Raw genomic sequence first — 12,588 nt, 5'->3', positions numbered from 1 at the left:
ACGAGCTGTGCGAATCCATCACCCGCCTACAAGGAGTTCACCATGGTCAGTGTAAGTCGTCGGTCCCTTCTCGCCCTGGGCGCGGCCTTGCCCTTGCTGGGGCGCCTGGATTGGGCAGTTGCCAGCCCAGCGCCGGCAAAGGCTGACAAGGTACGGCTCAACTACAACGAAAGCCCCTACGGCCCTTCAGGCGCCGCCCGCGAGGCGATGCAGCGCGGGATCGCCATCTCCGGGAGTTATCCCTACGGCCACATGTATGCCCTGGCCGAGCTGTTCGCCCAGCAGCAAGGGATTGCGTCAGAACAAGTGGCGGTCTTTTCCGGCTCGATGGCGGCCCTGCGCTACGCCGTCTTGGCGTTTACCAGCCAGACCCGCGGCCTGGTGATGGCCACGCCGTCCTACGAAGTACCGCGCCAGGCGGCCGAGTCGGGCAAGGCGCCGGTGCACGAAGTGAACCTCAATGCCGACCACGCGCATGACATCCCCGCCATGCTCGCCGCCGATCCCCAGGCGGGCATGCTCTACCTGTGCAACCCCAACAACCCGACGGGCACCATGACCCCGACCGAGGCCATCCGCCAGGCGCTGGCGAACAAGCCCAAAGGCAGCGTGCTGGTGGTGGATGAGGCTTATATCGACTTCTCCGACGCCCCCAGCTGCGTGAGTTGGGTCAAGGAACACGACGACCTGCTGGTGCTGCGCACCTTCTCGAAAATCTACGGCATGGCCGGTGCACGCCTGGGCCTGGCAATCGGCCACCCGGCGCTGCTGGAACGCCTGGCCGTGTTTGGCGGCGACAACGTACCGGCCGGCGCCAGCCTGCTCGGTGCCCGCGCCAGCCTGGAGGACATCAAGCTGCTGCCACAACGCAAGGCACTCAATGCGCAACTGCGCGATGAGACCGTCACTTGGTTAAAAGCCCGTGGTTTTACCTGCACGGCGTCGCAGAGCAACTGCTTCATGATCGACGTGAAGCAACCGGCAGAGCAGGTCATCGAGAAGCTTGCCGAGCAAGGCGTGATGATTGGACGGGTGTGGAAAAACTGGCCGCAGTGGGTGCGCGTGACGGTGGGGAACAAGCAGGAAATGGCACGGTTTCGCGAGGTGTTTGCGGCGCAAATCTAGCGCTTGAGTTGACATAGTGCATAACAATTGTGGGCGGGGGCTTGCTCCCGATAGCGGTTTATCAGTCACTTATGTAGCGACTGACACTCTGCCATCGTGAGCAAGCCCCCTCCCACATTGAATTCAGCAGTGTTATTGCTGCGCGATGCTATACCCATCAAACGCCGTCTGCTGCTGCAGCGCAGTAATCACGCTCTTGCGGCTCAGCGGCTGCTCGGCGCCCGAGTTATCCACAAAGCTTTCAACCTCCAGCTCGGCTTCATCGCCTTCACCCACAAAGCTGAACCCCAGGAATTCAAACGCCTCGCGGTCGACGTTCAGCCTGGAGCGCGGCGTGCGCAGCGGCAGGGTGACGCTGATGCCATCCTTGCTGATCACAAACACTTCGGCTTCTTTCTTGGGACGCGAAGCTTTGCCCTTGCCGGCGCTTGGGTTGCTGATGGCCTGGTGGGACTGGTTCAGCACCTTCAGGGCCAGGCCGTAGACCAGTTCCTGAAACTCCGGGTCGTCCTTGAAGCTGGACAGGATACGGCTGATGGAGAATTTGCTGCTGAGGTCTTCCAGAGCGGCACTGTCGGCGGCTTCGGCGTCCTTCAACTGCTTGAGCTGGCCCATCAGGTCGTAGGCCTGGTCATCGTCGAAGCTGTCGTGAGCCTGGCGGATGGCGATGCGCAACTCGCGGATCTGGTCGCTTTCCTTGGACGTGTGGAACGCGTCCAGCACCATCTCGCTGATGATCTTGGCGGCCGGCACATGCTGTGAAAGATTGATGGCGTTTTCGTATTCAGCTTTGGAGTGCAAGGCGACTACGGATTCTTCGGCGGAGTGTTCGGTGTGAGAATCGGACATTGAAATTTCACTACTTCAGTAAACAAGGACAAAAAAGCGTCGCGCATTTTCAGGGGGCTGGCGGATCAGGTCAAGGCAGCACTCTGCCCTCATCGCGGCGCAACGCCGCCAGCGCTCGATGCAGCCGCACGGCCCGCCCGCAAAACAGACCTACGGTAAACCCCGACACACCGCCGACCACCGTCAGCATCGATGGCGTGCTCAATAACAACGGATGCACGGCTTGCTGGTAGCCGAAGTAATACTTCACCGCAAAGAACAGTTGGGAGATCAGCAGGGTTTTCCAGGTGCCCGGCAACACCAGCGTGTCGCCATCTGCATCAAGCCTGGCGCCGTCGGCGTTGAACAGCAGCATGCCCAGCAGGCTTCCCATAATTGTGCCGCCGACCCACGGGCCGGTCGCCAGGACCGACGGCGCCAGCGACATCGCCGACCACACCACCAGCACCACCGGCAGGATCATCAGCGAGCGGCGATTCTCGCGACCGCCCAGGCACGCCTTGATGCCGTAGTAACAAATCCACAGATAAATTGCGTAAACCCAAACGGGCGTGCCCTGAAGCATATCGAGCATGGTGCGCTTCCGTACAGTATGGGGAGGTGGATAGTCGTTGAGCCTCCACGCGTTTGTCTATCGTTCTACGCGTCCAACTGCTTGAAGCACGCTTCGAGGATATCCAGGCCTTCCTCCAGCACCGCCGGCTCAATAGTCAGCGGTGCCAGCAGGCGGATGATGTGCCGTGATTTGCCGCTGGGCATCAGCAGTAAACCTGCGTCCCGTGCCAGGGCCAGCAACTGTGTCAGTTGCTTGGGCGCGGGCGTGCCGTCGGCGTTGGCCAGTTCGATGCCGCGCATGGCACCGACGCCGGTCAGGCGGCCGAGATAGGGCGACAGGTGCTGCGCACGCCAGGCCTCATAACGGCTGACGATGGCTTCTTCCTGTTGTGATCCCCAGGCTTTCAAGTGTTCATCCGTCATCACCTCCAGCGTGGCCAAGGCCGCCGCGCACGCGATGGGATTGCCTGAATAGGTACCGCCCAGCCCGCCTTTGGGTAAGTTGTCGAGCAACGCCTTGCGCCCCACCACCGCACCCAATGGCACGCCACCGGCGATGCTTTTGCCGAGCAGTATCAAGTCTGGTTCGATGCCCAGGCGCGAAAAGGCGAAACGCTCACCTGTGCGGCCGAAACCGGACTGGATTTCATCGGCGATCAGCAGGATGTTTTTCTCATCGCAGAAGCGTCGCAGGGCCTGGGCAAATTCTATATCCAGGGTCAGGAAACCGCCTTCGCCCTGTACGGGTTCGATGATGAAACAGGCGATGTCGTCGACGTCGATTTCCACGCTGAACAGGCGGTCCATCGCCTTGATGGCTTCGGCGCAGGTCACGCCGTTGTCGGCGCTGGGATAGGGCAGGTGATACACCGGGCCCGGCAGAACGCCGACTTTTTGCTTGTAGGGCGCAACCTTGCCATTGAGGTTAAGGGTCGCCAGGGTGCGGCCGTGGAACGCGCCGTCAAAGGCGATCACCGCCGTGCGGCCGGTGGCCCCGCGTACTATCTTGAGGGCGTTTTCCGCCGCTTCGGCACCGCTGTTGGTGAGCATGCCGCTGACCGCGTAGTCCACCGGGATGAACGCAGTCAGGCGCTCCATCAACTCAATGTAGGGCGCGTGGGGGGCGGCGTTGAAGGCGTAGTGGGTCAGCTTCGTCGCCTGCTCGCGAATCGCCTCCACCACCGCCGGATGGCAATGGCCGAGGTTGAGCACGCCGATGCCGCCGACAAAGTCGATATAGCGCTTGCCCGCAGTGTCCCAGACTTCGGCGTTTTTACCGTGGCTGAGGCTGATGGGGTGAACGATGGAAATCGACTGGCTGATGGTTTCGCGGCTCATGAATCTCGGACTCGGCAATGGCGGGCTTCTTTTTATCTAAGCTGCCCGCCCGGTCCTGCCGCAAACGAAATAAAGTCGCCGGGTCATTATTAAAAGTCGGGATGTGCGCGCACATAGTCGACCATCCAGTTCAGGAAGGCCTTCACTTTGGGGATCGCGCCGGCATGTTCGGCATGCGCGATAAAGTGCGCGCCGGCGCTGGGCATCGTGTAATCCCAGGGGATCATCAGGCTGCCGTTAGCCAACTCTTCAGCCACCAGATACTGCGGCACCAACGCCACGCCATAGCCCGATTGCGCCGCGCGGATGCACATGTAAAACGTGTCGAAGCGCGGCCCGTGGTAGCTGTTTTGCGAATGCAGGCCCTGCTCCAGGAACCACTCGTGCCAGGCCTCCGGGCGCGAGGTGCATTGCAGCAACGTGTGGCGGGAGGAGGCGTCGCTGCCTTCGGCGACAAATCCCGGCGCACACACCGGCACCACGGCTTCGCGAAACAGCTCGATGCAGGTCGCCCCCGGCCACGAACCCTGGCCGAAGAAAAACGCGATATCGGCCTTGGCCTGCAGTACGTCGAAGGGCTCCAGTTCGTTGCGCACATCCAAGTGAATCGTCGGGTGTTTTGCCGCGAAATCCTTGAGCTTGGGCACCAGCCAGCGGTCACCGAAAGTCGGCTGGGTGGCGATGCGCAGCACTTCGGTCTCGCCGCCGTAGGTGAGGATGTAGCGACTGGAAATATCCACCTGGGTGAGGATCTTGTGCACTTCGGCGAGGTACAGCGAGCCCGCCGGCGACAGGTACAAGCGTTGTCGCACGCGCTCGAACAGGTTGTGGCAGAGCATTTCCTCAAGCTGCGCCACTTGCTTGCTCACCGCACTCTGGGTGAGGTGCAGCTCTTCGGCAGCGCGGGTGAAACTCAGGTGGCGGGCAGCGGCTTCGAAGCACTGCAAGGCGGTCATCGAAGGGGTCAAGCGTTTTGAAATCATGCAGTTCATTCCAAATCGGAAGGAGCCTTTGCCTAAAGGTCGTTTGTGGCAGGCGGGTAAAGCCGTCGATACTGCCCGGCAACACTATAAACCGGCGTGGGCTGTGCGGCGCCGAATAATAAGGATCGACAGGGAGTGCCTTGCATGAAAAACCTCAAAATGACGTTGGCCGCCATTACCGCTGCGGCGGCCGTGAGCCTGGCCGGCAACGCCCACGCGGGCGTGACCCTGGACGCGATCCAGAAGAAAGGCTTTATCCAGTGTGGCGTCAGCGACGGTTTGCCGGGCTTCGGCGTACCGGATTCCAATGGCAAGATGACCGGCATCGATGTGGACGTGTGCCACGCGGTCGCTGCGGCCGTGTTCGGCGATGCATCGAAAGTGAAGTTCACCCAGTTGACCGCCAAGGAGCGTTTCACCGCGTTGCAGTCCGGCGAAATTGACCTGATCTCGCGCAACACCACTTGGACCAGTTCACGGGACTCGGGCATGGGCCTGGTGTTCACCGGCGTCACCTATTACGACGGCATCGGCTTTCTGGTGAACAACAAGCTGGGCGTGACCGGCGCCAAGCAACTCGATGGCGCCACCGTGTGCATCCAGGCGGGCACCACCACCGAACTCAATGTTTCCGACTACTTCCGCACCAGCGGCATGAAGTACACGCCGATCACCTTCGACACCGCCGACGAAAGCGCCAAGGGCCTCGAAGCCGGGCGTTGCGACGTGCTCACCACCGACCAGTCGGGCCTTTACGCCCAGCGCATCAAGATGGCCCACCCCGACGAGTTCGTGGTGCTGCCGGAGGTTATCTCCAAGGAACCGCTGGGGCCACTGGTGCGCAAGGGCGATGACGAGTGGTTCAGCATCGTCAAGTGGACCCTGTTTGCCATGATCAACGCCGAAGAAATGGGCATCACTTCGAAGAACGTTGAGGAGCAAGCCAAGACCACCAAGAACCCCGACGTTGCGCGCCTTCTGGGCGCTGACGGCGAATACGGCAAGGACCTGAAACTGCGCAAGGATTGGGTGGTGCAGATCGTCAAGCAAGTGGGCAACTACGGCGAAGTGTTCGAACGTAATATCGGCCAGGGCAGCGTGCTGAAGATCAAGCGCGGGCTCAATGCGCTGTGGAACAACGGCGGCATCCAGTACGCGCCACCGGTTCGCTGACCCAGGCAGCTACTCCGACACCACATCTTTCCCCGCCGCCTTGGACCGATACAACGCTTGATCGGCCCGCGCCATCAGGGCGGCAGGGGATTCACCCATACGGCGTTCCACCACACCCAGGCTCAGGGTGACCTTGAAGTCGCCCACGGCCGGCACGTCCCTTATCTTTTGACGAATCCGCTCGGCCAGCATCTTTGCTGTCTCCAGAGCGCTTTTGGGCAGGATCAGCATAAATTCATCACCACCCCAGCGCGCCAGCAAATCACCTGGACGCACGCAGGCTTCCAGCCCTTCCACCACCCGCACCAGGGTCTGATCGCCCACGCCGTGGCCGTGTCGGTCATTGATCGGCTTGAAATCATCGATGTCCATGGCCACCAGTGCCAACGGCAGGCGGAAACGCTCGGCACGGTCGCACTCTTCCAGCAGGAATTTCTCCAGGCGATAACGGTTGGCGACGCGAGTCAGGGCGTCACGCTCGGCCAGGAAACGGTTTTCATCGAGCTGCAATTGCAGTTGCTGGTTGACCCGCGACAGCTCACGTGTGCGCTCGGCCACCAGGGCCTCAAGGGACTGATTGCGCCGTTCAAGCTGCTCGATGGAGCACTTGCGCGTATGAATATCGCGATGGGCACCCACCATGCGTGCTACCGAGCCGTCGAGGTTACGCGCAAGGACGTAGCCACGGTCTTCGATCCACAGGTAAGTGCCGTCTTCCTTTCGGCAGCGGTATTCGGCTTGGTAGTGAGGTGTACGGCGGCTGATGTAGTCATCAAACACGGCCATCACTTGGGGGTAATCGTCGGGGTGGATCACGTTCTCCCAGGTGAACACGCTGTTCTCCAGGGAGTGGCGGGGGTAGCCAAGCATTTCGTACCAGCCCGGGTTGCGGTAAACGAAGCCCGTATTGGCATTCCAGTCCCAGATCCCGTCGCTGACCAGTTCCATGACTGCATGCAACATGTTGGCGTTGAGGTCGGAAAAATCACTCCTCAACGAATGGCTGCCGGATGTATCGTCCATCTGCGCGCTCCCTGCGTGGACTGGCTCTAGAGAGCAGTCCTTGTTGACGCCTATACTCCGTGGCTGGCGCTACTGTACATCGGGGTTTGCGCGCTTTATATAGGGCGGATGTGCTGCTTTAGGGGGGGTGGCTATAAGCCTTCATTCTGGCGCCACCATCCTCGTCCTCGGCTTCCCATCCGCGTTGTGCTGGTAAATCGCCTCCGGCTGGCCCTGTTCGTTAAAAAACACCTGGCCGATCCCCGCCGAATTCCATAACCGTTCACCTGCCTCGGCATGTTCCGGAATATGCGGTACCACCTGCATTTTGCGGCGGCGGGTGAACCAGTTGAGCGGGGAGCGGGGGGAGTAGAGCCAGCGGTTGAGGCGGTCGAACCATTCCAGCAGGCGTGGCGGGAATTCGTTCTTGATACCGCTGCTGGTGATCTGCCAGAGCTTCGGGCCGGCGTTGCGATGGCGGATCAGCACGGCGTAGACGAACGAGTAATGCACGTCGCCTGAAAGGATCACGTAGTTACCCGGCGTGCGGGAGTGGCGGAAGATGTTCAGGATGACCTGGGCGGCGCCGCGATGGGCCATCCAGTTTTCAGCGTCCACCAGCAACGGGTGGCCGCACCAGCTGAAGATCTTCTGCACGGTCTCGATCAGCTTGACGCCAAAGATCGGCGCGGGCGAGACGATGATGGCCGAGGGGTGGTCCAGCAGTTCCTGTTGCAGTTCGCTCAAGGCTTCCCAGTCCAGCAGGCCGGAGGGTTGCTTGAGGGTGAATTCGCTGCGCCAGCGGCGGGTACGTGTGTCGAGCACCACCAGTGCGGGGGTGGTAGGCAGTACGTAATGCCATTGCTGGAATTTCAGCAGCGTTTCGAGCAAATCATCCTGCGTGGCCGCGTCCAGATGGTTGTCTTGCGCCTGGGTCGCCAGTGCCTGGGTTTGGCTGACGAGTTTGCCGAACACGTCCGGCTGGTTACCCCAACCCTGGCACAGCAGGTAGGCCAACAGAGCGTTGCCGATGATGCGCTTGGAGAACGGATGGCCGTAGGCGGTTTCCTCCCATTGGGCGCTGAGGTTCCAGTCGTCGGTAATGTCGTGATCGTCGAAGATCATCAGTGTGGAAAGATGCGCGAACACGCGCGCGACGCCCGACAGGCCGTCGCGGAATTTGTCGATCTGAACCTGCTCGTGGGCATAACGCGGCTGTTCTTCGGCACTCAATGACGGCGGTTGTGGGGTGATCAGGGTCCAAGAGGTGGGCGACCATACCAGCAAGTACATCGCGATGACTTCGGCAAAGGTCACCAGGTGATTGTCTGCGGTGCTGCTGGTAAAAATCGGCTTCTTCACACCGCCGAAAAACCGCTCACGCAGGGTCTCGTTACTGTCCAGCGCCGGGAGCAGATTAGCGCGATGGTAATAGCTGGCGCGATGCTCGTAGAGGCTGGCGCTGTCGTCCACCACGGCGCCCTCCAGGTATTCGTCGAACAGGCCCAGGCGCATGATCAGCGCATGTATGGCACGCAACATCGGCCCGGCGACATCGTCGGCGTAGACCTGATCGCCGCTCATCATCAGCAAGGCCGGGCGTTCGGCTGGAGTGTGGGCGTCGGCCAGCAGGCGGTCGATGCACAGCAAGCCTTCGTCGGCGCTGTGGTGAGGTTTGCGGCATGAGCCATGCACCAATTGATGGATGCGGCTGTGCAACACGAAACTTGGGCTGTGGGCGTCGGGGTACAGCAGGTGCGGTGCCCACTCGGCGATGCCGGTGTCGTCGATCAACAGGTCATAGCTGATGGCCACGTCCTGGGGCAGGGCGTCTTCCAGCGTTATGTCGATTAGATGAATAAAGGCTTGGCGTCCCACCGGTACGACTTGGCACTGGCCTTGGTCCAGTGTGATGTCGCGGGTCTGTTCGGCGACGTGCAGCCTCAGTTTCAATGCCAGTTCGCGGGTACCCACTAGCCACAGTACCAGGCGCCGGGGTTCCAGGCGGCGTAGCAGCGGGCCAGCGAGAACGGCGGGCAGTATGTCGAGGGGCAGCATGCAGGAAAGGGGTCCAGTCAGGATTTAATCACCAAGATTAGCGCACCGAATGTCAGCGTTTTGTTAAGTCGTGGAATACGCAGGGCAGTGAACTGCCCCGCGTATGGCAGGTTAGAGCAGTCGGCCACCGCCCAGGCTGTCCAGGCCGCCGCCGTTATTCCTTTTCCTGTCGTTCGCAGCGGCGCCATTGATGTCCGAAGTCAGCTGCGATTGATCGGGCTCAATGCTGCGCTTCTTGCGTTGTGGCGCGGCATCATCCTGCTGTTGGGTGGGGTATTGAAGGTTGTTCATTGTTGGATTGATAGCGCCAAGCATGGGGAATGTCCTTCTGTGAGTAGAGAGAGTCGCTTCGCCGTTGAAAGCGAAGTGAGGGCAAACTTACAGAGGGGCAAGGAGGCCGAGCTATAAACGCCTCGCGGCAAATTATGACGGGGGCGTTTTACCCACCCTTAAAAGTCATCGCCGCCGCCTTTCGTGCACGCGTCAGGTTCGAGAGAGGTCGCGCCGTCCTTGCCTTCCAACACAAAAACCGCCCGGTTTTGCGCCACGATGTTGCGCAATGCGCCGTAGCAATGATATTGCCGGTGTGAGCGGTTTATTGTGGCGAGCGGGCAAGCCCATTCGCCACAGGGAGTGAGTACGGTGCCGGTCAGCTGTGTGGATCCCGGGTCACCTTCGGCACCGTAAAGCGGAACTCGCTGCCTCGCCCCAACTCACTTTCCGCCACAATTTCCCCGCCATGGGCCTGGATGATGCCTTGGGTGATATACAGCCCCAGCCCGCTGCCAGTGGGGTTGTTTTCGGTCTGGGTCCAGTAGCGGTCAAACACATGGGGCAGTTGGTCGGGGGCAATCCCTTCTCCGGAGTCACGCACCGAAAACACGATATTTTCACCATTGCTGATGGCGCTGATGCCGATATGGCCCAGGCGCGGGGTGAACTTGATGGCGTTGCCGATCAGGTTCGACAGCACCTGGAACATGCGCTCCGGGTCGCCCTTGATTTGCAGGCCTGGCTCGGCGTTAAACGACAAGTCGATGCCTTTTTTCATCGCCAGCGGTGCCAGCAAGGAATAGGCCTCTTCGAACATCTGGCCGACGTCCAATGCCACCGGTTTCACCACATAACGTCCGGCCTCGATTTTCGAGATGTCGAGCAAGTCTTCGAGCAGCACATTCATGCGCCCGGCCGCTTGTTGCATGGTGTCGATCGCCGAGGAAATCCGCCGCGACGTGTGTGGGCCGTCGGAGCTGAAGGCCTGTTGCATCATGCCGCAGAGCATGGAGATGACCGTCATCGGGTTGCGCAGGTCGTGGGACACCACGGCCACCAGCTCATCGCGGGCACGCACGGCTTGTTGCTCACGTAGCACCTGGCGGGCCAGGTCATTTTCCAGGGCTGAGCGGCGCAGGTCGTTGGCGGCAAACCGGTCACCATGGCTCCACTGGGTGGAGATACCGGCCATTTCCACTTTCCAGATTTCAAGCGAAGTGCTTGGGCGCAGGCGCAGGCCTTTTCCGGAGTTATCCAGGGCCAGGAGTTTTTCCGGATTGCCGCACCAGTTGAGGCTTTCCTTCACTTCTGGACGAAACCACAGCACCCCGTTGTCTACGGGCTTTGGCAGACTCATGGCCAAGACGCCACTGGCCACCTGTTGAAATTCGGTAGCCGGTGGGTAGACCGAAGCCAGGTTATGGCTGGAAAAAACCGGCTCTCCACTCTCTTGCAACCAGGTGTGCAGGGCGAGTATCTGCGCTGGCTCCGGGCAGTTGCCGTAGCAGAGCAGTTGTTTGTCTTCGATGATTGCAACGCCTGCGGACAGGGTCAGGTCCATCAGCACTTGTGGCTGTTGGGCAAGGCCGTTGAACACGTTCTCCTCAGAAGCTTTCATTGCCTGATCCAGCAGTGCCAGCGCCTCGACTTTTTCTTCACGCTGGCGACTCAGGTCCAGGGCTTCCATGGCACTGATCTGCAATGACAGCACCTGGCCGATAGTCTGGCAGGCGATGCGCAGCTCGCTGGGCACCAGCAGTGGCTCGCGGTTGCCGCAGCTGATCAGGCCCCAGAGTTTGTCGCCCTTCATCAGCGAAATACTCATGGACGACAGCACGCCCATGTTTTGCATGTATTGGCAGTGAATCGGCGACACGCTGCGCAGGGTGGCAAAACTCATGTCAAGGGGCTGGCCGGTGTCCGGGCGCAATCGGGGTAGCAGCGGCACCGGCTCGTAGGCGGCATTCGGGATGATACGTAGCCAGTTGGTGCGGTACAGCTCGCGGGCTTGCTCGGGAATATCGGACGCTGGGAAGAACAGGCCGTTGAACAATTCCATCGACGGGGCAGACGCTTCGGCGATCACCTGGCCGTGGCCTTCGTCTTCGAAGCGGTAGATCAACACCCGGTCATAACCGGTCATGGCCTGGATTTCAGTCACGCTGATTTCATACAGCACTTGCAGGGTTTTCGCCGATTGCAGGCGTTGCAGCATCTTGCCCAGGTCACTGGTGCGGCCATTGAGTGCCCGAGGCTTGAAGTTCTCCAGCAACGGCTCGAACTCCAGCACCAGCACGCCTTGATGGCGATGCAGCATGCCGTTAAACGTCGCGCCATTGAAGGTCACGTGCAGCGGCGGCGCGTCGATGAAGTTGTCGTGCTCGACCATGCTTCCCACAGCGGCCGCTGATTCTGCGTCCAGCAGCGCGCGCAGCGGCTGGCCCAACAACGCCTCGGGCGCATGGTTGAACAGGGTAGCGACGTTGGCGCTGACCTGGATGATGTTCAGCTCGGGCTCCAACAACGTCAGCAGCACACCGTGAGGCTGGATGGCGCCAGGGATACGAATGGGCTCGTCCGCACAATTGGTAAACAGCTCTTCAAAATCATCGGGTTTCATAGCAATACCTGCTGGCCGTCGAGCCATTGCTCAAAGCAGCTGAATGTCGAACGAGCTGCATCCACTCCGCGCTGTTTGGCTGGCGTGTCCAGCGGCAGGCGGCCCAGGTAGTCTAGAAAATCCTTCCAGCGCCGACCGGTCTCGGCGCCGTACACGTTGAGAAACGCACCGCCGTTCTCTGCGTCCAGGCCCAGGCGCTGGGCCATTTCCCGGCGCAGCACCTGGCCACCCAAGGTGGCGCCTTCCAGCACATAAAGTGCACCGAGGCAGGCTGCTGGCGTGTCGAGGGGGGGCAGGTTTGAACAGCGGGGTAGGGCGTTGATGGCGTCTTCATTCAGGCCGAGCGCATGAAGATCGGTCACCAGGGTCGGCGTTTTCACGCGCATGACTTGATCGAATCCCTCTGGGATAAGGTCGCTGTCGTACAACGCGGCTTCCATCGGGCGGTAAAACCCGTAATACGCCTGGATCAAACGCTTGTACCCGTCGGCATCCAGATGCTCGGAAAAAAACGGCAGACGCTTTTCCAGCGCAACGTGCAGCAAGGCAGTGCCTGCGCGCAACGCTTCGAGCAACGAGGGCGCACTTGCGTCATGGGCCTGTGAATGCATT

10 protein-coding genes and 1 pseudogene are annotated in these 12,588 nt (G+C 60.6%); 2 read left to right on the top strand and 9 right to left on the bottom strand.

Going from position 1 to position 12,588, the window contains the following annotated elements; translation table 11 throughout:
- Positions 1-42 precede the first annotated feature (42 nt).
- On the top strand, positions 43-1,125 hold the full coding sequence (gene ptaA / locus ACR52_RS08165; RefSeq protein ID WP_048722857.1) for a pyoverdine biosynthesis transaminase PtaA: 1,083 nt from the start codon (positions 43-45) through the stop codon (positions 1,123-1,125).
- A 132-nt stretch (positions 1,126-1,257) separates the two neighbouring features.
- Here the strand turns inward: ptaA and ACR52_RS08160 are convergent, their stop codons facing one another.
- From ACR52_RS08160 to ACR52_RS08145, 4 genes and pseudogenes are all read right to left on the bottom strand, one after another.
- Positions 1,258-1,974 (bottom strand): hypothetical protein, encoded by a 717-nt coding sequence (locus tag ACR52_RS08160; protein WP_048722855.1) that lies wholly within the window; start codon positions 1,972-1,974, stop codon positions 1,258-1,260.
- A gap of 70 nt (positions 1,975-2,044) precedes the next feature.
- Positions 2,045-2,551: pseudogene (locus tag ACR52_RS08155) on the bottom strand (DUF6622 family protein); the annotation flags it as partial.
- A 62-nt stretch (positions 2,552-2,613) separates the two neighbouring features.
- Positions 2,614-3,867, bottom strand: a complete 1,254-nt coding sequence (locus ACR52_RS08150) for a 2-aminoadipate transaminase (protein WP_048722852.1) — start codon at positions 3,865-3,867, stop codon at positions 2,614-2,616.
- An 89-nt stretch (positions 3,868-3,956) separates the two neighbouring features.
- Positions 3,957-4,850 (bottom strand): LysR substrate-binding domain-containing protein, encoded by an 894-nt coding sequence (locus ACR52_RS08145; RefSeq protein ID WP_048722850.1) that lies wholly within the window; start codon positions 4,848-4,850, stop codon positions 3,957-3,959.
- Between the two features lie 144 nt (positions 4,851-4,994).
- Between ACR52_RS08145 and ACR52_RS08140 the strand changes: the two genes are divergently transcribed.
- Positions 4,995-6,023, top strand: coding sequence for an amino acid ABC transporter substrate-binding protein (locus tag ACR52_RS08140; protein WP_048722848.1), 1,029 nt, complete (start codon positions 4,995-4,997; stop codon positions 6,021-6,023).
- A 9-nt stretch (positions 6,024-6,032) separates the two neighbouring features.
- Here ACR52_RS08140 and ACR52_RS08135 read toward each other — a convergent pair whose 3' ends face one another.
- From ACR52_RS08135 to ACR52_RS08115, 5 genes are all read right to left on the bottom strand, one after another.
- Entirely contained in the window at positions 6,033-7,046 is a 1,014-nt protein-coding gene (locus ACR52_RS08135) for a sensor domain-containing diguanylate cyclase (RefSeq protein WP_048722846.1), read from the bottom strand.
- 141 nt (positions 7,047-7,187) lie between these two features.
- Positions 7,188-9,083 (bottom strand): alkaline phosphatase D family protein, encoded by a 1,896-nt coding sequence (locus tag ACR52_RS08130; protein WP_048722845.1) that lies wholly within the window; start codon positions 9,081-9,083, stop codon positions 7,188-7,190.
- Positions 9,084-9,194: 111 nt separating this feature from the next.
- Positions 9,195-9,398 (bottom strand): hypothetical protein, encoded by a 204-nt coding sequence (locus tag ACR52_RS08125; RefSeq protein ID WP_048722843.1) that lies wholly within the window; start codon positions 9,396-9,398, stop codon positions 9,195-9,197.
- Positions 9,399-9,732: 334 nt separating this feature from the next.
- A complete protein-coding gene (locus ACR52_RS08120) occupies positions 9,733-11,976 on the bottom strand; it encodes an ATP-binding protein (RefSeq protein ID WP_048722841.1) in 2,244 nt (747 codons plus the stop codon).
- On the bottom strand, positions 11,973-12,587 hold the full coding sequence (locus ACR52_RS08115) for a biliverdin-producing heme oxygenase (RefSeq protein WP_048722838.1): 615 nt from the start codon (positions 12,585-12,587) through the stop codon (positions 11,973-11,975). Before ACR52_RS08115 ends, ACR52_RS08120 begins: the two co-directional genes overlap by 4 nt.
- Between the last annotated feature and the right edge of the window lies 1 nt (position 12,588).

Origin of the sequence: Pseudomonas fildesensis (genome assembly GCF_001050345.1) — a bacterium.
Lineage (GTDB): Bacteria > Pseudomonadota > Gammaproteobacteria > Pseudomonadales > Pseudomonadaceae > Aquipseudomonas > Aquipseudomonas fildesensis.
Note: the sequence above shows the minus strand (reverse complement) of the source record. Positions and strands in the feature narration are given on the sequence as shown.